Raw genomic sequence first — 24,833 nt, forward strand, 5'->3', positions numbered from 1 at the left:
ATTATTTTTTACTATATGCAGTACTTATAGATTCAGGTAATGAACGAGCTTGCTCAAACTTACTTAACATTGGCAATACAACCAAAAAGTAAGCAAAATAAACTAGACTCGCAACTTGCCCAATAGCAATAAAAGGTTGTTCCGGTGGATTGGCTCCAATATAGCCCAATATCACGACATCAATAATAAAAATCCAATAAAATATTTTAAATGCCGGACGATAAGAACCACTTCTTATCGGTGAACGGTCAAGCCACGGTAGCAAAGCTAAAATAAGCACTGAAGCAAACATAGCAATCACCCCACCAAGCTTGTTAGGAATCGCTCTAAGAATTGCATAAAAGGGTAAAAAGTACCATTCCGGCACAATATGTGGCGGTGTCACTAAAGGATTTGCTGGAATATAATTATCCGGATGCCCTAAATAGTTAGGGTTAAAGAATAAAAAATAAGCAAACAATATAAAAAACACTCCAAAACCAAAAAAATCTTTAACAGTATAATAAGGATGAAACGGTATGGTATCACTTGCTGATTTTACTTCAACTCCGGTTGGATTACTTGAGCCGTGTCTATGTAAGGCTACAATATGAAGGATGACTATGGCAGTGATAATAAATGGAAATAAATAATGTAATGCAAAAAATCTATTTAAAGTTGGATTATCTACTGAAAAGCCACCCCATAGCCATGTTACTATTGATTCCCCAACTATTGGAAATGCCGAAAAAAGATTGGTGATAACAGTAGCTCCCCAAAAGCTCATCTGCCCCCAAGGTAGCACATACCCCATAAAAGCAGTGGCCATCATCGCTAGGAAAATCATAATCCCTAAAAACCATACTATTTCTCTTGGAGATTTATAAGAACCATAATATAGCCCCCGAGCTATATGGGCATATATTACTATAAAAAACATTGAAGCGCCAATAGCATGCGAATATCTAATTAACCACCCATAATTAACATTACGCATAATATTTTCTACACTATCAAACGCATGTAAAACATGCGGAGTGTAATGCATGGCTAGCACTATCCCCGTAATAATTTGAATTACTAAAGCAATTCCAGCCAAAGAACCAAAGTTCCAAGCAAAACTTAAGTTTTTAGGAGTACGGTATTGAGCCAAATGCTCTATAAAACTAAATACAGGCAAGCGATATTCAATCCATTCTTTAACGCTTTGCTTTTTTCCCTGCTCAAGCTCCATCTTAATCAACCTATTTTAATAATATTATCATTAACAAATGCATATTCAGGAACTAATAAATTTTGTGGCGCAGGACCTTTTCTAATTCTCCCTGAAGTATCATAATGAGAACCATGGCATGGACAAAACCATCCATTATAATCACCTTGCTCATCAAGCGGCACGCAACCGAGATGGGTACAAATTTTTACCATAACTAACCACTGCTCTTTACCAAGCTTTACCCTTTCAGAGTCCATCTGTGGGTCTCTTAAAGAGCTCACATTAACCTCTTCAGCCGCTTTAATTTCCTCCGGGGTACGATGGCGAATCACTATTGGTTTACCTCGCCACATTACGGTAATACTTTGGCCTGGCTGAACATGCTCTAAATTGACTTCTACTGAAGAAAGGGCAAGTACATCCGCCGAAGGATTTAGCGATGAAATTAATGGCCATGCAATCCCTACAGCACCTAAGCCAGCCATTGCTGAAGCAGTTAGTACAATAAAATCACGCCTGGTTGTTTTATTATCATTATGGTTCTTTTGATCAGACATCTTCTTAACAACTCGAGTTTTTAATAAAACCTATTGATTTTTCATGCAAATATTTAAACATATCTTTTAAATTTTGACAAGTGGTTTACAAACCAAGAAGAAAGCAAATATACCTGCGCCCTAGACAGATTTTTAAACCAAAGCCTATAATAAGATTTTTCAATTCAAAAATAAATATTTTATTATCATAACCAGCCTAACTAAGTTCTTTGTAAACCTAGAAGAATATAAACATTTTGAGAAAGCAGGCTAAGCATAAATTTTATTAAATATACTAAACTTCACAAGTAAGTTTTACTATTAAAACCATTTTTCTGCTATCTTGTATAAGAAGTATTTTTAAATATTTCAATATTTATAAGTAAAATTATCAAAAACAGCTTTATGCAGCTTTAGGATACGAGGCAAATATCAAGCAGTTAATATTAATGATTTCTCCCCAATCTTTCAAACTGAGTTTGTGCTTACTACTGTACCAGAGACGTAAAATTAGCAAAAACTTTATTTATACCCAATATTATAACAATTATAATAAACTCACCAATTTATACACTACAACAACCTTTACAGCACAGAACCTACAAAGCCTTGGTTGATTTTATTGCAGCATGCGCTGCTGCCAAAATTGCGCCAGGCACTCTGAAAGGAGAACATGAAACATAATTTAATCCAATTGATTGGCTAAATTGTATAGTATCAGCATGCCCGCCATGCTCTCCGCAAATCCCAATTTTAATCTCATGATTATTAGCCCTACCGCGCTCGACTGCAATCTTAATAAGCTCCCCTACACTCTCTTCATCTAGCTTAATAAAAGGATCGACCTCAAAAATTTTAGCTTCTAAATAATCATTTAAAAACTTGCATGAATCATCTCTAGATAGCCCTAAAGTAGTTTGGGTTAAATCGTTCGATCCAAAACTAAAAAACTCTGCATGTTTCATAATGTCATTAGCTCTGAGAGCTGCACCAGGCAGCTCAATCATTGCGCCCACCTGATATTTAGTTTTTTGGTTATACCGCTTAAAAGCTCCTTCAGCACAGCGGTCTATCAAAGTTTTCATTATTGCCATCTCTTTGCCGTTCATCACTAAAGGCACCAAAATTTCAGGCATAATATCGATATTATATTCCATCTTGATTTCAATTGCTGCAGAAATTATTGCTGTCACTTGCATTTCATAAATTTCAGGATAGGAAATGGCCAGCCTACAACCCCTATGTCCAAGCATAGGATTTGATTCATGAAGCTCTTCAACCTTTGCCTTTAATGCATTAAGGGAAAGAGAAGTATGTTCTGCAATTTGTTGAAAATCTTTTTCATTATTAGGCAAAAACTCATGAAGTGGAGGATCAAGCAATCTTATCACAGTAGTTTTATTACCCATTAATTTAAATATTTCTTTAAAGTCTTGTAATTGCATAGGTAATAGGCTCGCTAAAGCTTCTTTTCTCTGAGCAGCATTACTGGCCATGATCATTTCACGAATAAGGGGTAATCTATCCGGATCAAAGAACATATGTTCGGTTCGGCACAAACCAATTCCTTCCGCACCAAATTTAAGCGCCATATTAAGATCTTGGGCAGTTTCTGCATTCGTATAAACTTTAAGAGTTTTTATTTCCTTAGCCCAATCAAGCAAAGTTTGAAATTCAGGGGATAAATTAGGTTCAATAGTTGGAACCTCTCCCAAATAAATCTCTCCTGTGCTACCATTAATAGTAATGATATCACCTTCTTTTACTACCACTTCTCCCTTGAAGAAAATTTTATTAAGATAATCAACTTTAAGATTACTTGCTCCACAAACGCATGGTTTTCCCATACCTCTTGCTACCACTGCCGCATGAGAAGTCATGCCTCCTCTGGCCGTAAGTATTGCGTGCGCTGCAATCATCCCATTGATATCTTCAGGGCTGGTTTCATTTCTTACTAAAATAACTTTATGGCCCCTTTTTGCTTCTTTTTCTGCTTCAAGCACAGAAAATGTTACCCTGCCTGATACTGCACCCGGCGAAGCAGGTAACCCATAGTCAATCACAATTGTTTTAGCATCAGGATCTAAAGAAGGATGAAGCAACTGATCTAAAGACTTAGGTTCAATTCGTAGCAATGCTTCCTCTTTAGTAATATACCCTTCCTGCGCCATGCTGATTGCCATATTAATTGCAGCTTTAGCACTCCGCTTTCCATTACGCGTTTGTAATAGCCATAACTTACCTTGCTGAACAGTAAATTCAATATCTTGCATTTCTCCAAAATGTTGTTCCAGCCTATTACCCATCTCGCAAAGGTCATGATACGCCTCTGGCATTTCTTCTTCCATGGTTAACTGTGGAATAAGTGTATTATGATTTTGGCCATAAAGAGTGATAGATTTAGGCGTTCTAATCCCTGCTACTACATCCTCACCTTGAGCATTAAGTAGATATTCGCCAAATAAATATTTTTCACCATTTGAGGGATCACGAGTAAAGCATACTCCAGTTGCCGAAGTTTTACCCATATTACCAAATACCATAGCTTGAATATTAACAGCAGTGCCTAAGTCATTTGGTATATTATTAATTTCTCTATAAGCAATTGCACGTTCACTCATCCATGATTTCAACACTGCTTGTATTGCTTGAAATAATTGCTCATGCGCATTTTGTGGAAATTCTTGGCCGGTACTTTCTCTAACTAATTTTTTATAATCAACAATTAATTCTTTCAAGCTTTCAACTGATAGTTCATGATCGTATTTAACTTTATTTGCTTCTTTATGGATCTCAAATAACTCTTCAAACTGGTTAAGATGAATATTTAGCACCACATCGCTATACATTTGAATAAATCTTCTATAACAATCATAGGCAAATCTAGGGGACTCAGTATTTTTGGCAAACGCTTCTATCGTTTGGTCATTTAAGCCCAAGTTAAGAATACTATCCATCATACCCGGCATTGACACCGCCGCGCCTGACCTGATAGAAATCAATAATGGTTTTGCAGTATCATCAAATTTTGCTCCAATAATTCCTTCGATAAAATGTATGCCTTCATAAACCTGAGTATCAAAATTTACAGGGAAACTATAATGATTTTTATAATAATATTGGCATATTTCAGTAGTGATAGTAAATCCAGGTGGTACAGGCAACCCCAGCAAAGACATCTCAGCAAGATTAGCACCTTTACCACCAAGAATATGTTCTAGGTGGCCATTACCATCGGCCTTTTGATTACCAAAAGTATAAATATAATTATTCATAATTAAGTTCCTGATTAATTAAGCCTCTTGCACAATGCAAAAATTGGGAAGGAGTTTTTAGGAGAAACAAAGATAGGCCCCACAGAATACTAAAACATATTTGAGGAGCACAAACAAATCTCAATAACAAAATTACCATCCAGAATTGCTTAAACAAGAGATATATTGATCGGCTTATAGATAATTGGATTATCTGCCAAAGTCTTTTGCTACTTAAGAGCAAAAAATAATTATAAAGATTTTTTTTTTGAGACTTCATTTTTGCATATAATCTTAGCAAGCTATAATACCTGCCTTTATTGTAAGTAATTATTCAAATAAAATCGAAGCTAAAAAGCCAAATTAATATATTTTTTGATAAATACAATTTTTATTCGTTCCCATTTAAAACAATTTTGGTTAAATCTGCAAGCTCTAGAATTAATTCCTGGATATTGTTAAGTAAACTTAATCTATTTAAACGAACTTTTTCATCCTCAACATTTACCATCACATTATCAAAAAATTCATTAATATTATCATTAAGCCCATTTAAACTTATAAATACAGCTTGATAATTATTAAGCTGTATTGCGTCCTTAATGCTCGCTACTGCAGCTTGATATTTCTTAAACAAGTTAAGCTCCGACTCTTCATATAAATGTTTTTTGCTAACACTTGGTAATTTACTACGCTCTGAGCTTAAAACAATATTGTTAATTCGTATTGCGGCTTCACATAATTTAATAAATTCTTTAGTTTGCTTGATGCTTTCTATAAAATCAATTTTTCTATTTATTTCCAACAAATCATCTGTAACTTTACCATTTATCACTGCCTCAAAAATATCATATCTGGTACCGAGAGTTTTGTGGTATTGTTTAAAACGATCAAAAATAAAACTTAACACTTCTAAAGCATTATCTTGTAGCTGGGTGTTAGAATTGTTTTCTGCAGCTTGTACTTTCTTGCGATCATAAAAACTATATGCCGCTTGTAAAATTAATTTGAGCGATAAAGAAATATCATTTTCTACGAGCAACCTAATTAAATTAATAGCAGCACGCCTTAATGCATAAGGATCTTTTGAACTGGTGGGCTTTTCATTAATTGCAAAGAACCCTACTAAATTGTCAATCCTGTCGGCAAGGGCAATAGTGACGGTTATTGGCATTTTTGGACACAAGCTCTCTGGGCCGGTAGGATAATAATGATTTTCTATGGCATCAACCACCTGTAGATCTTCTTTAGCATATTGAGCATAACATGCCCCAATTTGTCCTTGCAATTCAGGAAATTCTGATACTACTGCACTAACCAAATCTGCTTTAGCTAAAATTGCAGCACGCTCAACCAATTCTAAATTAGCTCCTTTAACCCAGCACGCTACCAGCAAAGAAAGGTTAACTAGCCTATTTACCTTTTCTGCCATTGAGCCCAATTGTTTATGAAAAGTAAGGCGCCCAAGCTGGCTTGTAAATTCCTCAAGACCGAGTTTTAAATCATGTTCATAAAAATATTTAGCATCACTCAAACGCGCTCTAACGACTTTTTGATTTCCTTTCACTATGATATCATCTGAATTAGCCAGCCCATTTGATACTATGATAAAACGATAAGATAAATTTCCTTTATAATCATAAAGTGGAAAATAACGCTGATGAGTCTTAATGGTCAGTTCAATAATACTACTAGGCATGTTTAAAAATTCTGCTTCAAACTCTCCAACCATCACTACCGGCCATTCAACTAGCCCTACTACTTCATTCATTAAACGCTGATCATGTGCAAATGTTAAATCATATTTAGCACAAACTTTTTCGATTTCTTTTTTAATGATATTTTCACGTTTAGCAGAATCTAAAATAACATAGCGTTTAGATAAGTTTTCCTCATAATCTTCAAAATATCTTACTTCAAAACTTTCCGGAGCAATAAATCTATGCCCCTTAGTTTTCCGATTAGCTTTAATTCCTGCATATTCAACTGGCAACACTTTGCCATCAAATAAGCATAATATATTTCTGATAGGTCTAACCCACGTATGCGTACCACTTCCCCAGCGCATTGATTTAGGCCATACAAAATCTAACATAATTTTATTTAGCAAATTAGTAATCTCTATATCGATATTCTTAGCCTGCGGATTATTAACTACAAAATAAAAAGAGCCTTTTGGGGTATCTTTTAATTCTAGCTCGCTCCTTTGTTTGCCATATTTAGCTGCAAAACTATCGATAATTTTTTGTTCCGCATCAGCCCGCGGCCCTCTGATTTCTTGCTCCTGGTTTTGCTTCATAATAATAGCTTTAGCCTGCAAAGTAAGTCTTCTTGGAGAGACAAAAGTATTTACCACCTCAGCTTTAAGTGACAATTTTTCAAGCCCTATTTTAAATAGGTTTCGAAGCTGCTCAGCTGCATTTGCTTGCATTCTTGAAGGAATTTCTTCACTTAAAATTTCAAATAGTAATTCTGACATTTTTTAATTATCCAACAAATTTTGTAATTAACATCGTTTTATTACTCTTTATATATTTAGCATATTTCAAGAGTTACGTAGTTACATTTAAAAATAAATTATAAGCATTAATATACAACTGCGCTTAACTGCAATATTTTTAATCACTACACTTAAGATTAAGAGTATATTTTTCAGCGCAATTTTTTGCCATAGCTCGAACGCGCGCTATATAATTTGCCCGTTCATTAACGCTAATCACCCCTCTTGCATCAAGAATATTAAAGTAATTACTTGCCTTAATACATTGCTCATAAGCTGCAAATACCAAATTAAGCTCTATTAACTTATGCGACTCAATTTCCGATTCTTCAAAATTTTTCCGCATGATTTCTACATCTGCTAAATCTAAGCAATAACTGGAAAGATCATGCTCATATTGTTTAAATAAATCACCATAACTATATTGATCGCTTAGCTCAGGTGCGGAGTTATATCTTAGATCAAAAATATTTTCTTTATCTTGCAAAAACATGGCAATTCGCTCGAGCCCATAAGTTAACTCACCTGTAATAGGATCACACTCTACTCCACCAACTTGCTGCATATAAGTAAATTGGGAGATTTCCATACCATCACACCATATTTCCCAACCCAAACCCCAGGCACCCAAGGTTGGTGATTCCCAATCGTCTTCAACCAATCTAATATCATGCTTTAAAGGATCAATACCGATTGTTTTTAAACTTTCTAAATATAATTCAACAATATTTTCAGGCGATGGTTTTAAAATCACTTGGTACTGGTGAAAACGGTATAATCTATTGGGATTTAAGCCATATCTTCCGTCTGCAGGCCTACGGGATGGCTGAACATATGCAGCTTTAAGCGGCTTTTTGCCAAGCGTCATTAAAGTAGTAGCAGGATGGAAGGTCCCTGCTCCCATTTCCATATCATAAGGCTGCAGAATAACACAACCTAAATTTTTCCAATATTCATCTAAAGTAGCAATTAAATCTTGAAATGAATTAGCCTTATTCATCTTATAGCTCATATTTTGACCAGATTATATGCTCTCTAATTTTAATCGCCAAATTATCCAGCACAATATCTAGACCTAACTTACTTAACAATTTAGATTTTTTAGGTTCAAGTTTAATAATTTTAACTTTCTTACCAAATTGCTGCTCAGCCACCTCTTCAAAAAACCCTATCTCATCCGCCAACCCATTTTCTATAGCCTGCATACCCGACCAGATCTTACCGCTAAATAGATCTTTATTATCTTTTAATTTTTTATCTCTAGAGGTTTTAACAATTGCCATAAAATTTTTATGTACATCTTGCTGCATTTCTTTGAGCATATTAATATCTTCTTGCTTCTCAGGCAAAAATGGATCAAGGATGCTTTTATTTTCTCCTTGAGTATATACTCTTCTTTCAATACCTATTTTTTTAATCAGCTCAGTAAAACCAAATCCTGATGAAATCACTCCAATACTACCAATAATCGCATTATTGGCTGTATAAATTCTATCACCAGCACAAGCTAAATAATAACCACCAGAGGCTGCAATATCCTCAATAAACATCCATACAGGTACATTCTTTTCCCGCTTAAGCTTAAGTATATATTTATAAATTAATTCCGATTGCACTGGCGAACCACCAGGTGAATTAATAGCTATACATACAGCTTTAACATGCTTAGTTTCAAAAGCTTTTTTAATTAATTCCTGATAATTTTCAAAGCAAATGCCTCCTTTTCTAGGACCAATGTTACCTATCACTCCTTTAAAAGTAAGGTGAACTACCACTCTTTTATTTACTTTAAGAATCTTCTTTACAAACCATCTTTTAATATTCATACAAATTCATCCTTCCTACTGGATAATAATCAATTTTAGTTTCACGCATTTCATTAGGATCAAATATGTTCCTAAAATCTATAAGTTTTACTTGCGGAGATAAGGGGTAATTTTTTATTATTTTAAACTCTTGCCATTCAGTCAGTATTATTATTGCCTGATATTCCAGCAAGCCATCTAAATTCTCTAACCACGCCACTTTCCAATCAAGTTGTTGTTGCTTGAACTTATTTTGAAAAAGCGGATCATAAATATCTATATTATAGCCTTGGCTAATCAACTTAGGAACCATATAAAGAGTTGTAGAATCTCTAATATCATCAGTATTTGCTTTAAAGCTCATACCTAACACTAATATTTTATGATTATTAGGGATAAGCTTTTCAATTACTTCTACAACATACTGCTTTTGCTGTTCATTAGTTTTAAGAATATTACTGATAAGCGGCGCATCCACCTTTGATTTTACTACTAATTGCTGCATTTCTAAGCAATCTTTAGGAAAGCATGAGCCCCCAAATCCAGGTCCTGGGTTTAAAAAATATTTACCAATACGATGGTCATCCTTAAGCCCTGCCAGTACATTCTCTGCATTAGCACCTATCTTATCTGCAAGGCGGGCCACTTCATTGGCAAAACCTATCTTCATGGCTAAAAAACTATTAGCTGCATATTTACACATTTCACTGGAAAGTGGATCCATTACCAATAACGGAACTTTTTGCTCTATAAATTTTGCATATAAATTTTTTAAAATTTCTGCCCCAAAGATAGAATAAACGCCCACCACTATCCGATCAGGGTTAAAAAAGTCCTCTAACGCTGAACCTTCTCGTAAAAATTCTGGGTTAGAAGCAAGTTCATAACAAGCATTTAATTTTAAGTCTTTTACAAGCATCTTATTAGTACCTACCGGCACGGTAGATTTAATAACAATTAACTTTTTTTCTAATGAATCTTTTAATTCATTACAGATTTGTTGGAAAGCTGCTTTAACATATTTTAAATCCGCTTCATCAGTTACAGGATCGGTTGGAGTACCAACAGCAATCATAATAATTTCTGCATCTTTGATCAAACTATAATCAGTAGTAAAATTAAGTCTCTCCTTATTTTTAACTACCAATTCCTCAAGGCCAGGCTCGTAAATAGGAATAATATTTTGGTTAAGATCAGTTATTTTGTGAGGATCAATATCAATACAAGTAACATGATGACCAAGCTCAGCAAGTCCTACTCCTGTTACCAACCCAACATATCCTACTCCAATTATTGCAACTTTCATCTTAAATATATTTTTTAATAATTTCTTTTACATTTTGAGTAAACTCTGGGTTTTCAAGCATATAGGCAATATTAGCTTCAAGATATCCCAACTGATTCCCGCAATCAAACCTTTCCGCCTGAAACTCAAGTGCATAAAATTTTTGAGTTTTAAGTAAATTCTGCATTGCATCAGTTAGCTGTATTTCGCCATTTTTGCCTTTTTCAAAACGAGCTATTTCTTCAAAAATTTCAGGTTTTAAAATATATCTACCCACAATAGCTAAATTTGACCTAGCTTCATGAATAGCAGGCTTTTCAATCATTTCAGTAATTCTTAAAAAGCCGTTTTCCGGGACTACATTTACAATCCCATATCTATCCACATCTTCCTTAGCAACTCTGAAGGTAGCAATGATATTGGCATCAAGAATATTATAAGCTTCGATCATTTTTTTTAAAAAGCCGCCTTCAATTTTTAGCATTTCATCTGCTAAAATGACCGCAAAAGGTTCATCTTGCACAAAACTGCGCGCACACCATACGGCGTGCCCCAGGCCTAGTGGTTCTTGCTGTCTTATAAAGGCAATATTGCCGGCCTCTGGCAACCAAGCTTTAACTTTTTTTAATTGCTCTTCTTTCTGAGTATCGGATAATACTGACTCTAATTCATACGCATGGTCAAAATGATTAGTAATCGCATTCTTATTGCGCCCAGTTATAAAAATAAACTGCTCCATCTCAGCATCCCTTGCCTCTTCATAGGCATATTGGATAATAGGCTTGGAAGCAACCGGCAGCATTTCTTTAGGTAAAGATTTAGTAGCCGGCAAAAATCTTGTACCCAAGCCTCCCACAGGAAACACAACTTTTTTAATTGGTTTTGGCATATTAATAATATTAATATTTTTTTAAAAGTATTATCAATTGATTACAAAAAGTTGCAACCACTTTATGCGTTTGCCTCAACATACCTAACTAGCCTACCTTTTTCTAAGGTTAGTACTTTATCAAAATTTTTGATTAATTGGTGATTATGAGTAACAATTAAGGCCGCCAAATTATTACTTTTGATAGTTTCAATCATTAGCGCAAAGACTTTAGCAGCAGTTTGCGGATCTAAATTACCGGTTGGTTCATCGGCTAAAATTAATTTTGGTTTATTAATCATAGCTCTAGCAATGGCTACTCTTTGTTGCTCCCCCCCAGATAATTGTGCTGGAAAATGCTGTATACGCTCAGCAAGTCCTAAACTTTCTAATAACGAAGTGGCAACCTTAATGGCCTCTTCCTTAGTAAGTAGCTTATTAACTAACGCTGGCATCATCACATTTTCAAGCGCAGTAAAATCAGGCAACAGATGATGGAATTGATAAACAAAACCTACATTTTTTCCTCTAATTTTGGCTCTTTCCGCATCTTTCATCTTTTTAACCAAAAGATGATTAATTCTTACCTCACCATGACTTGCTTCATCCACCAGTCCGCAAATATTTAACAAAGAAGTTTTACCACATCCCGAAGGCCCCAACAAACCTATCACTTGATTTGCTTCAATGGTTAAACTAATATCTTTTAAGATATCAAGATGATGGCCACCTTGAGTAAAAGATTTAGTAATATTATTTAGTTCAAGAATGGTTTCAGTCATTTTTTAAACCTTGCACCGGATTGATAGACGCAGCCTTAATCGCAGGAAAAAGGGTAGCAATAATAGAAAGTACAGTAGTAAGCCCAGAAATCTTATAAACATCTTCAAAATCAAGCTTAGCAGGCAATTGGCTCAAATAATACACAACTGGGTCAAATAGGGTAGTACCGGTCATGCTTTCTAAAAACCTTCTAATCGTTTCAATATTTTCAGCAAAACTTACTCCTAAAAATACTCCCATTAAGGTGCCAAAAATACCGATAAACGCTCCTATATACATAAAAATTCTTATAATCATTATTCTAGTAGCACCATAAGTACGCAAAATAGCAATATCGCTTTTTTTATCGTTAACTAGCATATAAAGACTAGATATGATATTAAAAGCTGCCACAATAATAATTAAAGTAAGAATTAAAAACATAACAGCGCGCTCAATTTCTAACGCAGAAAGAATTTGAGCATTTTGCTGCTGCCAATCTTCTATTAAATATCTACCGTGCAATACTTTGTTAATGCCATTTTTAATATTTTGGGTTTTATACGGGTTTTGTACTTCAAACTCAATTTCAGTAATAGCATTTTCTGGCAATCTAAATAATTTTTGAGCAGTTTTTAAAGGAATATATAAATAGGCATTATCATACAAATACAGCCCAGATTCAAAAATACCAGACACAATAAAAGTTTTAAACCTAGGCACCATACCCATCACCGTGGCATTAGTAGTAGCAGTTACCACTTTTATTTCATCACCAACACTTACCCCCAAGCTATTCGCTAAGCTTACCCCTAAAATTACCGAATCTTCTTCTTCCTTAAACCTTACAAGATTGCCCTCAATTAAGTTACTACTAATCATAGGTTTGCGTTTAAGCAAATCTGCTTCTATTCCTTTTAGTACTCCTCCGGCAATCGCACTTTTATTGCTTAACATTACCTTGCGATCAACTTGAGGAGTGACTTGCTTAACTCCTTCAATTTTATTTAAAGCTTTTAAATAATCTGGGTAGCCAATAATACCATCCCTTCCGCCTTTAATAGTAATATGGCCGCTCATGCCTAAGGTTATTTTAGTAAGTTCCTCTCTATAACCATTCATGACAGCCATCACTACTATTAAAGCCGCCACTCCCAGAATAATACCTAGCAATGAAAAACCAGTAGTAACCGAAATAAAATTGCTTTTATGCTTAGAATGCAAATATCTATAAGCAATAAAAAATTCTGTAAAATTAAGCATGTTCTTTAACCCATTCAATTACCTGACTAACATCCACTTCGGTAAGCTCGCCAGTAGCTCTAATTTTACATTCAACTTTATTGCCAGCTAATTTTTTAGGACCAATAATAATTTGTAAAGGCACCCCGATCAGTTCATGCGTAGCAAATTTACTTCCTGCACTTTGATCTGTATCATCAAATAAAATTTCAAAATTTTGGCTTAATAATTCACTATATAATTCATAGGCCACTTCCATTACTTGTTCATCTTTTTTAAGAGGAATAATTGAACAAATGAACGGCGCTACTGCTTTAGGCCAAACGATCCCTCTTTCATCATTAGAGGCCTCAATTATTCCTCCAACTAGTCTGGATACACCAATTCCAAAACAACCCATTTCCACCGGCTGTAATTTACCATTACCATCTGTTACTTGGGCTTTTAGGCTCTCTGAATATTTAGTTCCCAAATAAAAAATATGCCCTATTTCTATTCCTTTGCTATGTTTTAACCGAGCTTGAGGTACTGGGCATTTTTCTTCGATATGCATTTCATCTGCCATAGCATAATAATTGGCATAATCTTGAGCCTTTAGTCCTTCATCATCCATTAGTTGCTGATCATAATAAATATCACTTTCACCGGTTTCAGCTAAAATATGAAATTCATGACTCAAACTTCCTCCGATGACCCCAGGATCAGCCTGGATTGGTAAAGCTTTAAGTCCCAACCTTTTAAAGATACTGAGGTAGGTCTCAAACATTTTATAATAAGATTTCTCAGCATCTTCTTTAGTTAAGTCAAAGGTATACGCATCTTTCATTAAAAATTCACGCCCACGCATCACTCCAAAACGCGGTCTTATTTCATCTCTAAATTTCCACTGAATTTGATATAAGTTCATAGGCAATTGTTTATAAGAATTTATATTCTTACGAAAAATGTCAGTTACTACTTCCTCGCCAGTAGGGCTAAATAGCAAAGGATTGTCATGACGATCAATCATTCTCAGTGTTTCTTTACCATACCCGTCCGAACGCCCTGATTCATGCCATAAACTTGTAGGTTGAATAATAGGCATTAAAATCTCTTGAGCTCCAGCCTTATTTAACTCTTCACGAATAATTTTGCTAATATTTTGCAGCACTTTAAGCCCAAGCGGTAGCCAGTTATAAATACCGCTAGTCAGCTGTCTAATCATGCCAGCTCTAAGCATTAATTTATGCGAGACAATTTGTGCCTCTTGAGGATTTTCTTTTAAAACCGGCATGAATAATTTTGAAACAAGCATATTAGCGTAATTCTCTTATATATTTTTGATCAATATTTATTATCAACTGCGTTATAATACAATATAAATTTAATAAAACTAAAGTAATTTAAAGATTATAGTAAAGATTTGAGCCTAATAACTACTTCAGGAGAGTTTTCATTAATCTTAACTGTTTTAATCTTACTCGTATTTCCTGTTATTATCGCAATTTTGCTTTTGGCAATTTTTAAAAATTCTGACAAAAATTTAATAATAGCTTCATTTGCTTCATTATCTTTAGGCTTGGCAGTAACCATAATTTTTACGGCCCACTTCCCTGAAGCTATTTCAAGCATTTTTCCAAAATTATTTTTAGCCGCATTTGGGGAGGCTTTTACCAAAAGCAGTATATAATTATCTATGATCTGAAAAGGCAAATATTCTTGGAACAATCCTAGACCCCTTACTATTAAAAATAGGTATTAAAATACTTTTAAACCAAATGCTTGTTTAACTTCTGCTAATGTTTTAACGCTTAATTCTGCAGCCTTGCTATTGCCTTGAGTTACAATAGCTTGCACATGATCCAAATGATTACGTAGATATTTAATTTCATTAGCAATTGGTACAATTTTATTAACCACCACTTCATATAAAGCGGATTTAAACTCAGCAAAACCTTTGCCTTCAAATTGCTCAATCACACGGGTTTTGGTTGAGTCCGTGCAAGCTGCATAAATGGTTGCCAGGTTATTCAACTCAGGGCGTGCGCCTAGAGTTGCTAAAGAAATTGCTTCACTATCAGATTTGGCTTTTTTAATTTTTTTGATAATAGCATCTTCATCATCATCTAAGTTAATCCGTGAGTAATCAGATTCATCAGATTTACTCATCTTTTTGGTTGCATCTCGTAAACTCATGATTCTGGTAGCCTCTCCTACTATATAAGGTTCTGGCACGGTTAAAATACTTCGTTCAAATTTTCTATTTAAGCTTTGCGCTATGTCTCTTGCCAGCTCTAAATGCTGCTTTTGATCATCTCCTACCGGCACATGAGTAGGATGATAAAGCAAGATATCTGCTGCCATCAACACTGGATAAGTATAAAGCCCTACATAAGCATTATCTTTATTTTTACCTGACTTATCTTTAAATTGAGTCATGCGGTTTAACCAACCAATACGTGCTACACAAGATAAAATCCAGGCAAGCTCTGCATGATGTGGATTTTGAGATTGCACAAAAATACAAGCCTGCTCCGGATCAATCCCGCAAGCTAAATAAGTAATGACCGCATTTAATATGTTACGTTTAAGCTCATCAGGATCTTGATCAGTGGTAATGGCATGAAGATCTGCTACAAAAAGAAAAGTTTCGGCATGCATTTGAAGCTTAGTCCAATTTTTGATGGCACCCAAATAATTTCCTAAGTGCAATCTACCGGTAGTCGTTATACCTGATAATATCCTTGTAACCTGTTCACTCACAATGCTTCTCTCATATCAATATTAACAATTTCGCCACCCTTTAATTGTAACATCTGCTTGATCTCTTGCTCACATTTTATGAGCAGGTTTTTATCCACCGATCTTAAAGCCAAAGTGGTTCCTAACTTACCGTGATATACAAAAGGATAGCTTCCTATTTCAACTTCTATAAATTGATTTTGAATTTGCGCCAGCTCTTCAGCAAAGTTTCCTTCAGTTAAATAAGTATGAATATAAATATTCTCGAGTGGCACCCCACCTTTTAACTGATTCTTTAAAGTCCAAAACATGCTTTGGGCGATTTTTGGCACTCCGGCTAGCACAAAAACATTCTCAACCTTAAAGCCAGGAGCAAGAGAAACCGGGTTATCAATCAACGTTGCCCCTGCTGGCAAATCGCCCATTTTTAAACGTGCTTCATTTAATTGGTCAGGAGCATACTGTCTCTTTAAACATTCAAGCGCTCGTGCATCTCGTACCAACTCTCTGCCAAAAACCTTAGCAATACAGCTAGCTGTAATATCATCATGGGTAGGTCCAATTCCACCAGTAGTAAATACATAATCATATTTTTTACTAAAATTACGTACTGTTTCGATGATCATTTCTTCAACATCCGGCACTATGCTCACCTCTCTTAACCTAATCCCTATTGAATTAAGCTCTTTGGCTAAAAAATTTACGTTGAGGTCTTGAGTTTTACCAGACAAGATTTCATTCCCAATTACCACTATTGCGGCATAGTATATTTTGTCATTCATAATAAAGTTAATACACGCTCATTTATCTGTTCTATTGAAAAATTATAGGTTTATTATTATACTCACCTTTTATAGCAATTAAAAATTCATTTAGGAATAATAAAATTTAATGACCATTAAAATTCACAAACCAGCAGATTTTGAAAAAATGCGCGTTGCCGGAAAGCTAGCAGCCCAAACTTTAGATATGATCACGGAGCATGTTCAGCCCGGTATTACCACCAATCAACTTAATGAAATTTGTCATGAGTTTATTATTGCGCATAATGCGATTCCTGCGCCGCTAAATTACAAAGGGTACCCTAAATCAATTTGCACCTCCGTTAATCATGTAGTATGTCATGGCATCCCTGATGATACCCAACTCAAAAATGGCGATATCATTAACATCGATGTAACAGTCATTGTTGATGGTTGGTATGGAGATACCTCAAGGATGTACTGGGCAGGAGAGCCTAAAGTTGCAGCCAAAAGGCTTACTCAAGTTACTTATGATGCTATGATGCTGGGGATTGAGCAAATCAAACCCGGTAATACCTTAGGTGATATAGGCTATGCTATACAAACTCACGCTGAAAAACATCACTATTCAATTGTAAGAGATTTTTGTGGGCACGGAATTGGCCAAATATTCCATGACGAACCTAATGTATTGCATTACGGCAGACCCGGCAAAGGTACTGTACTGGAAGAGGGGATGCTTTTTACGGTAGAACCAATGATTAATATTGGTAAATATGAAACGATTATCGATCAATTTAATGGCTGGACCGCTAGAACTAGAGATAAATCGCTGTCTGCTCAATTTGAGCATACAGTGGGAGTAACCAAGGATGGTGTAGAAATTTTTACTATATCACCTAAAGGATTAAAACATCCTAACTTTAATATATAAAATCATGACTCAACCTCATTATCATGGTCACAGGCAACGTTTGAAGGATAAGTTTCTAAACTCTCCTTCTGAAAGCTTCCCTGATTATGAACTGATGGAGTTGTTCTTATTTTTACTCAACCCTAGAAGAGATGTTAAGCCTGATGCCAAAAAAGCGATTGAGCAATATGGCAATATTGCTCGGATTTTCGCTCTATCTTCTCAAGATCTAAGTAAACTTCCGGGCATAACACCACATTCTACGGTTTATTTTAAGTTATTTAAAGAAATTGCCACCCGCATTAATAAATCTGCTTTGGAATCGAAACCTATTATTAATACACATGAGGTGCTAATTGAATATCTAAGAGGCGCAATAGGGCATAATGCTACCGAAAATTTTGCCATTCTTTACTTAGATAAAAAAAATATGCTCATATATACTGAAATTATTGAATATGGTACTATAGATCAAACTAATATTTATCCTAGAGAGATAATGAAAAATGCGCTTGCTTTAAATGCCACTGCTTTAATTATTGCACATAATCACCCAAGTAATAATATCCAACCTTCTAAAGCAGATATTACTTTAACCAACATATTAAAAAAAATTACTTCCTCTCTTAACATTACTCTTCATGATCATGTAATTATTACCTCTGAAAGCTTTTTTAGTTTTAAACAGAACAATCTACTTTAATTAATTAGAGAGTTAGAAGAAGAATAGCTTGGCTAGGCTGCGCGGCTAGTATAAACTCTATTGGCAGCCTGCAAGGTAGCCATGTTCATTTCTTCGAATCTTTTATTATGCTTTCGTTGATCGATCATATAATCTATTAAAGCATAAATTTCACGATCATACTCAGCATTACCATATTTTTTTAAATAACTGATTAAATTATCGAACATGCTTTCTGTTTCAAATTTTGAAGTAGAATAAACAATATAAAATACTAGCTTCTCAGCAATGCTTAACTCTTTAAAGCGCTCCAACCTATCTACTGTCATGATCTTTTTAACATAGCTTACAAACCTTTCTATTTGGTTTTCAGCATATATATGTTGCTTAGTTCTCATAATTTATCATTTGCTATGGGGATATATTAATATATTAACATATTTTTTGATAAATTAAAATACTTTTATACTCTAGATTTATTGTTATCTAATTTAGAAATAATAATAAGTTTTTAGAAAAAATAATGATAAACATCCCACCCCAGGACGCTTAAGCTATTTGATGAGCATAAGCATACTCAACAAAATATCAATACTCAGAATAGATTAAGCACCAGGCCTAATGTTGATACAAACTTAGGTAAGACCCTGATAAACATTTAGTAAAAGTAATTTATTTTCATAGCATTCGTTGGAGGAATATTGTTAAAGTCATTACTATATTCCTATAAATAGGACAAATTAAGATCTTGAATTAATATCCACCATGTCTTAAATCACTAAAACCCACCCAAGATATTAACAAGCTGAGTTTTTAAAGCCTCAGCATTAAAAGGCTTAACAATATAACTATTTTTACCAACATATTGTTGCGCCTCACCTACCATCCCTCTTTCTTCAGTCATCATAACAAAGGGTAAATCTTTTAGCGCCTCTTCTATTCTAATTTTTTTAAGCAAATCCAAGCCGCTCATAGGTTCCATATTCCAATCGGAAATAATTAGACCGAATTTTTTTTCTTTAAGTTTATTTAATGCCGCCTCACCCGTGGTCGCTTCTTCTACGTTAAAAAACCCAAGCTGATTTAAAAAATTTTTAACAATTCTAAGCATAGTTTTATAATCATCGACAATTAATATAGGTATATCCTTATCTACTGCCATGGTTAACTCTCCATATATTGTACAGCATTTTACAACGTTATTTATATTTAATTATAATACGTTTTGCAATTAAACAAAAGTTAATTTTTTAATTTATTAATTTTAGTTTTATATAAAGAATAAACTACTCCTGTTCCAAGTATAATTAAGGTTAATAGTAACGATAATAATGAGGGTATTTTACCTATTATACTAACCAAAAAGATTTTCCCCCCAATAAAAATCAAAATTATGGCCAAAGAGTATTTTAGATATTTAAAGCGGTGAATAATTGCCGCCAAGGCAAAATATAAAGCTCTTAAACCTAAAATCGCAAAGATGTTACTAGTATATACAATAAAAGAATCTGTAGTAATGGCAAAGATAGCAGGAACACTATCTACTGCAAAAATTAAATCAGCAAACTCAATCATTACCAAAGTTAGAAATAGGGGGGTGGCATATTTTTGCCTCCCACCTTGCTTATTTTTTATTTCAACAATAAATTTTTCGCCGTACAATTCGTTTGTCACTGGTAATTTTCGCTGCACAAATTTTAACACTGGGTTGTTTTTTATATCAAAATTATGGCCCATAACCATCAACATTTTTATGCCGGTATAAACTAAGAACGCTCCAAAGACATATAATAACCATTCAAAACGTAACAACAGGCTGGATCCGGCTCCAATCATTAAAGCTCTAAGTACTATTACTCCTAATATACCCCAAAATAATACCCGATGTTGGAATTGCGCAGGAATCTTAAAATAGCTAAATATCATTGAAATAACAAATACATTGTCAATTGAAAGACTTTTTTCAACTAAAAAACCAGTATAATATTCTTTAGCAGCATTTGCATCTAACGAGTAACCAACCCACAACCCGTACAGTATCGCAACCACAATATAAAACAGGCTCATGACTAAGCTTTCTTTAACCTCGATTTTACGATCTGTTTTATGCAAAACCCCTAGATCCATTACCAATGCACTAATTACTACTATAAAGAAGCTTACCCACAACCAAATTGGCTTATCCATTTATTCTCCTATCTACCTATTCCAACATTACTTTTGTTAATATTTTTTACCATTTGATTAACTTGGCTCATGGCCTCTTTATCTTGTATATATTCCTTTCCTGCATGTTTTACAGCATATTTAACCCCCCCATACACTACATTATTAATGAAATTATCCATCTTAGTTTCACCGGCAATTTGATTAGGATTTACAAATTTATAAAATTCGTAAACAAACGCTCTTAGTAAATCCTGTTTAATAAACTCTTTGACATGTTTAGGTATATTACCTTTTTCCTTAGGTTGCTTGCCAAGAGCATGTTTCTGAGTAAACTTACGATGAATAGTTTTTAATAATAATTGAATGATTTCATCTTTTGATAGATCACCATACTCTTCCCCTACCGTGTTTAATAATTTTTCAATTTCCTGCTCTACAATTATACGCTCACTTTCTTCTAAAGAACTTAAACTCGAACCAAAACCTCCGGCTTCCAACTCCGCAAATATGCTTTCTAAAATTTCTAAAATAAGATCATATATTTGATCCGTACCATTAGTATTAAAACGACGAATGATCTTATCAAGGAGCGCTTTATCAGCATTAGGAAATTTTTTGATAATCTCTTCATAATATTTATTGGTATGGGTCATATTCACTCTCTATGGGCAAATTCCATCATAACATATTTTACATCTATCTTCATTGAGTACACTGCAAAAATTATCTTCATCATCATCCATGTGGTAATTCAATCTAACGCTACTCTCATCCTCTATTGGGAAAATCGCTAAAGTTGATTTAGCAGTAACCCCAGCGATCCTATTATTTATATTTGCATCCATTGCCATTGTATGGCAAAAATCTACCCAATATCCTCTACTATTGCAGATTAATTTTACATCATTATAAATCTCTCTTCTTTGAATAGGCGGATTCATACCAAGTTGCGCACAATAATTTGGTTGGGTATTATCACTACCATCAAAAGTCAAAGTGGCGATTCTATATTCACCATGTTCCGGAGGATTTACCTCTGTCCAATTCATGTTAGCATTTCCGGTAGAGAACATATCTAAAGTCTGGCAAGTACGGTTAGCCCTACAAGCTTTATTACGTGAGTACCAATTACCATCAAAACCACATCTTCTGCTTGCTCCCGTAACTACTGCAAAATCAGCATCACTACAACCTGCGGCATTATGTATAGCATTAGCATTGTACCCATCTGCCGGTAGAACATTATAGGTAGCGAGACCACTATTACCCGTCCCATCATCAAAGGCTGAAGGACATCTTCGTGAGGAGCAATTACGATAGCTGGCCTTCCATATACCTTCATATATAGTTACTCCACCGGATAAGTAACTATATAAAGTACAAATCTCATAAGCATTACCAATCTGATGATGGTTACATTTAAAAGCTTTAGATATTCTTATGCTCCCTATAGGGCTTCCATCAGGGCAAGCAGCAGGGGCACAAGTATTACTTATAGTATCATAGTACCCTGAAACCACGCATACCTGGCTATGCCCCCCACTATGGCCAAAAGGGCAACCTATTTCTCTAGTCACTCCAGGGGCACACGGCAACCCTGTGTAAGTAGGTCTACATACACCATTTCTAGCAACAGTAAAAATATTATCATTAACCGCAGCAGTTATTGAAAAGCTTTCTTTTATGGTACATACCGAATTGACTATATTAATAACACCTCCTCCTTGGGTATAATTACTATTAACACATCCTAAATTGGCGCCGCTTGATGACCCAATTCCTGTTACTCCACAAGTTAAATTTTGACAATTATTAATACTATTCCAGGTGGTACCATCGCAAGTCTGCAGTACATACCCTGTTTGACCCATCGGGCAACCCAGCGTCCTAACTGCATTTTTTAAATCATTATCTACTTTGCTGCAGCTCTCACCATTTAACATACAGCTATTAGTATAGCTAATTACTCCATGCTGACTGCATGTTCCCAATACTCTACCATTCCATCCTGTAGGGCATGGGAGATCTATGGTTTGGCCATTACTTAAGCCAAAATTACACTTTACTAATTGACATAAATTTTTAGAATTAATAAATGTTGCTACACCAGGTGCAGTCTGAATGCATTCTTCAATAATCCTGCCTTCATATCCTATCGGGCAATTATCCGTAGCACTTTGACGAGTAGTACCTATCGGTAACCCATTACAAGTAGGAGCGGTGCTAGTATCATAATTTTTATTTGATGATTTAATAATAAATCTCATTACGCAGGCAGGGTTAGTATTAACCACATTATATGCCCCTCCGCTAACGCAGGAGCCAATTGGTACATTTTCACCTTCTAAGGCTCTAATCAGTCCAGAAGTAGGATCACCATTATCAAAACTTCGGTCAATTTGAAATGCTTGCTGCGGGGTTAGAAGAGCTAAACTATTACTAACAGCGCTATATCTAGATAATTCTATTTCCACCCCATTGGTACTATTTTCAATCACTCTATAACCACTGTATGGATAAGGGCCCTTAGGCACAGCACCAATAATGCTACCATCAGAAATTTTAAACTGATCTGCTAAATTACCGCTATAGCTACCAGGATATAATCCTGCATTCATTAAATGCCGCCAAAAATAAATTTGTTCAGGAAAATTAACATTATCAATAATTCCATTACCATTTCCAACCATAAACGCTCCCCCATTATAACTCGCTATGGTGTTAGGGTTAGCTATATCTCCTGGCAAAGCACCAAAGCGGCCCTCAAATTCTTCAACCGCTTCTTTAATTTTTTTTATATCATCTATTATTTCACTATATTTAGCCGTTTCTCTGACCTCTCCTATTGTTAAAATCACTCCTGTTACTAGACTCATAATCAACAAAGCAATAGCAATTTCTAATAATGAAAATGCTGATTGGTGTGGATTAATATATTTTTTCATAATATTTAAAAACTTATTTTAGATAGACTAGCATATAAAGGACCGAATACAGCAGTTGCTACCCAGGCCATAATGCCACCCAGCACGATAGTTAAAGTAGGCTGAATAGCAGCTATCATGGAGTTTACGGCCTCATTTACTTCTCGATCATAAAAGAAATTAATAGCATCAAAAGCAGCTTCTAAATTACCACTATCTTCACCAACTTTAATCATTCTAACTACCATGCTCGGAAATTGGTTAGTAAGGTATAAAGATTGGGTTAAAGTTTGGCCATCAGCTACCCCTTTTTGGACATTATAAATACTTTCTTTTAACATTAAATTGCTAATGGTGTTGCTAGATATATCTAAACATTCTAAAATTGGAATTCCGCTACGATAAGTAAGTGCAAAAAATCTGCAAAACCTAGCTATTTCAATTTTCCGAATAGTAATTCCTATTACTGGGATTTGCATCGAAAAGTTATCGGTATTATATCGAAAATTTTCTGAAATTTTTCTACCAACAATTAAACTGCCAATACTAATAATAGGAATTAATATTAAAATATGCCAACTGGCCTGAAAGAATTCCGAAGTAGCGATTAGGGCTCGTGTATGTATAGGCAACTCAAACCCTTGAGCAATTAAAAATTTAGATAGCTGTGGAATCACAAAATTCATCATTAAGGCCACAATACCACCCATAATTATAAGTAAAAATGTTGGATAATAACTGGCCTTTTTAATTTTTTCTTTTAGTTCATTAGTCCATTTAAGATGAGTAGATAAATGGGCAAATATCATCCCTAAATTACCAGTTTTTTCACCAGCCGAAATCAATCCAATAAATATTTCATCAAAGACTGCTGGAAAATCTCTTAAAGCCTCCGAAAGCATTTTACCCTGGTGAATTGAATCATAAATGGTGGTTAGAATATCTTTTAAACGCTGATTTTCAGCCGCGTCTCTTAAATCTGCAATTGCATCTAGTAGAGGCACTCCAGCGTTATCTAACTGCTCTAGTTGTATACATAAAATGATGATATCTTGCGGGGTGATTTTAGCAGATATTGAAAAGAAGGAAGCTTGTTGAACTTTACAATCAATTAAGGTGAGACCTATGGTAGAAAGCTTATATTCCAAGTCAATTTGATTAGCTGCTGCAATAACCCCCGAAACTTCTCTACCACGATTATTTACAGCTAAATATTTATAATTTTGGGACATAG

Annotated in this window: 22 protein-coding genes; 2 read left to right on the forward strand and 20 right to left on the reverse strand. The window is 34.7% G+C overall.

The features are described from left to right. Position 1: 1 nt before the first annotated feature. The 14 genes from EF513_RS02335 to EF513_RS02400 form a co-directional block, all read right to left on the reverse strand. Positions 2-1,219 carry a cytochrome b gene (locus tag EF513_RS02335; protein ID WP_410528581.1) on the reverse strand — a complete coding sequence of 406 codons (1,218 nt, stop codon included), beginning with the start codon at positions 1,217-1,219 and terminating at the stop codon, positions 2-4. Continuing rightward, complete coding sequence (gene petA / locus EF513_RS02340; RefSeq protein WP_125215811.1) at positions 1,219-1,752, reverse strand: ubiquinol-cytochrome c reductase iron-sulfur subunit; 534 nt, start codon at positions 1,750-1,752, stop codon at positions 1,219-1,221. The genes EF513_RS02335 and petA overlap by 1 nt, the downstream gene beginning before the upstream one ends. A 578-nt stretch (positions 1,753-2,330) precedes the next feature. Next, a complete protein-coding gene (gene ppdK, locus EF513_RS02345; protein ID WP_125215812.1) occupies positions 2,331-5,006 on the reverse strand; it encodes a pyruvate, phosphate dikinase in 2,676 nt (891 codons plus the stop codon). A gap of 370 nt (positions 5,007-5,376) precedes the next feature. Further along, entirely contained in the window at positions 5,377-7,464 is a 2,088-nt protein-coding gene (gene glyS, locus EF513_RS02350) for a glycine--tRNA ligase subunit beta (RefSeq protein WP_125215813.1), read from the reverse strand. A 139-nt stretch (positions 7,465-7,603) separates the two neighbouring features. Then, positions 7,604-8,485, reverse strand: a complete 882-nt coding sequence (locus tag EF513_RS02355; protein WP_125215814.1) for a glycine--tRNA ligase subunit alpha — start codon at positions 8,483-8,485, stop codon at positions 7,604-7,606. Between the two features lies 1 nt (position 8,486). Further along, positions 8,487-9,311 (reverse strand): signal peptide peptidase SppA, encoded by an 825-nt coding sequence (gene sppA / locus EF513_RS02360; RefSeq protein ID WP_125215815.1) that lies wholly within the window; start codon positions 9,309-9,311, stop codon positions 8,487-8,489. Beyond that, the gene (locus EF513_RS02365; protein WP_125215816.1) at positions 9,301-10,596 is read right to left on the reverse strand and encodes a UDP-glucose dehydrogenase family protein; all 1,296 of its coding nucleotides are present in this window, start codon (positions 10,594-10,596) and stop codon (positions 9,301-9,303) included. The genes sppA and EF513_RS02365 overlap by 11 nt, the downstream gene beginning before the upstream one ends. A gap of 1 nt (position 10,597) precedes the next feature. Further along, complete coding sequence (galU, locus tag EF513_RS02370) at positions 10,598-11,464, reverse strand: UTP--glucose-1-phosphate uridylyltransferase GalU (protein WP_125215817.1); 867 nt, start codon at positions 11,462-11,464, stop codon at positions 10,598-10,600. A gap of 62 nt (positions 11,465-11,526) precedes the next feature. Further along, positions 11,527-12,225, reverse strand: a complete 699-nt coding sequence (locus tag EF513_RS02375) for an ABC transporter ATP-binding protein (RefSeq protein WP_125215818.1) — start codon at positions 12,223-12,225, stop codon at positions 11,527-11,529. Next, a complete protein-coding gene (locus tag EF513_RS02380) occupies positions 12,218-13,468 on the reverse strand; it encodes a lipoprotein-releasing ABC transporter permease subunit (protein ID WP_125215819.1) in 1,251 nt (416 codons plus the stop codon). The genes EF513_RS02375 and EF513_RS02380 overlap by 8 nt, the downstream gene beginning before the upstream one ends. Further along, a complete protein-coding gene (gene proS / locus EF513_RS02385) occupies positions 13,461-14,741 on the reverse strand; it encodes a proline--tRNA ligase (RefSeq protein ID WP_125215820.1) in 1,281 nt (426 codons plus the stop codon). Before proS ends, EF513_RS02380 begins: the two co-directional genes overlap by 8 nt. Positions 14,742-14,836: 95 nt before the next feature. Further along, the gene (locus EF513_RS02390; RefSeq protein ID WP_164503798.1) at positions 14,837-15,154 is read right to left on the reverse strand and encodes a DUF167 domain-containing protein; all 318 of its coding nucleotides are present in this window, start codon (positions 15,152-15,154) and stop codon (positions 14,837-14,839) included. A 30-nt stretch (positions 15,155-15,184) separates the two neighbouring features. Beyond that, entirely contained in the window at positions 15,185-16,189 is a 1,005-nt protein-coding gene (trpS, locus tag EF513_RS02395) for a tryptophan--tRNA ligase (RefSeq protein ID WP_125215822.1), read from the reverse strand. After that, on the reverse strand, positions 16,186-16,950 hold the full coding sequence (locus tag EF513_RS02400) for a competence/damage-inducible protein A (protein WP_125215823.1): 765 nt from the start codon (positions 16,948-16,950) through the stop codon (positions 16,186-16,188). Before EF513_RS02400 ends, trpS begins: the two co-directional genes overlap by 4 nt. Positions 16,951-17,059: 109 nt before the next feature. On the opposite strand from EF513_RS02400, the gene map reads away from it, so the two are divergent. After that, positions 17,060-17,845: a type I methionyl aminopeptidase gene (map, locus tag EF513_RS02405; RefSeq protein ID WP_125215824.1), complete on the forward strand. Its 786-nt coding sequence runs from the start codon at positions 17,060-17,062 to the stop codon at positions 17,843-17,845. 4 nt (positions 17,846-17,849) lie between these two features. Then, complete coding sequence (radC, locus tag EF513_RS02410; RefSeq protein ID WP_125215825.1) at positions 17,850-18,527, forward strand: RadC family protein; 678 nt, start codon at positions 17,850-17,852, stop codon at positions 18,525-18,527. Positions 18,528-18,559: 32 nt separating this feature from the next. Here the strand turns inward: radC and EF513_RS02415 are convergent, their stop codons facing one another. The 6 genes from EF513_RS02415 to EF513_RS02440 form a co-directional block, all read right to left on the reverse strand. Then, positions 18,560-18,904, reverse strand: coding sequence for a hypothetical protein (locus tag EF513_RS02415; protein ID WP_125215826.1), 345 nt, complete (start codon positions 18,902-18,904; stop codon positions 18,560-18,562). A 380-nt stretch (positions 18,905-19,284) separates the two neighbouring features. After that, positions 19,285-19,668, reverse strand: a complete 384-nt coding sequence (locus EF513_RS02420) for a response regulator (protein ID WP_125215827.1) — start codon at positions 19,666-19,668, stop codon at positions 19,285-19,287. An 80-nt stretch (positions 19,669-19,748) separates the two neighbouring features. Then, on the reverse strand, positions 19,749-20,693 hold the full coding sequence (locus tag EF513_RS02425) for a TerC family protein (RefSeq protein WP_125215828.1): 945 nt from the start codon (positions 20,691-20,693) through the stop codon (positions 19,749-19,751). An 8-nt stretch (positions 20,694-20,701) separates the two neighbouring features. After that, the gene (locus tag EF513_RS02430) at positions 20,702-21,328 is read right to left on the reverse strand and encodes a DUF5394 family protein (RefSeq protein WP_125215829.1); all 627 of its coding nucleotides are present in this window, start codon (positions 21,326-21,328) and stop codon (positions 20,702-20,704) included. 9 nt (positions 21,329-21,337) lie between these two features. Further along, positions 21,338-23,620, reverse strand: coding sequence for a hypothetical protein (locus EF513_RS02435; protein ID WP_125215830.1), 2,283 nt, complete (start codon positions 23,618-23,620; stop codon positions 21,338-21,340). 5 nt (positions 23,621-23,625) lie between these two features. Then, positions 23,626-24,831: a type II secretion system F family protein gene (locus tag EF513_RS02440; protein WP_125215831.1), complete on the reverse strand. Its 1,206-nt coding sequence runs from the start codon at positions 24,829-24,831 to the stop codon at positions 23,626-23,628. Positions 24,832-24,833 lie beyond the last annotated feature (2 nt).

The organism is Rickettsiales endosymbiont of Stachyamoeba lipophora, from assembly GCF_003932735.1.
Lineage (GTDB): Bacteria > Pseudomonadota > Alphaproteobacteria > Rickettsiales > 33-17 > RICK01.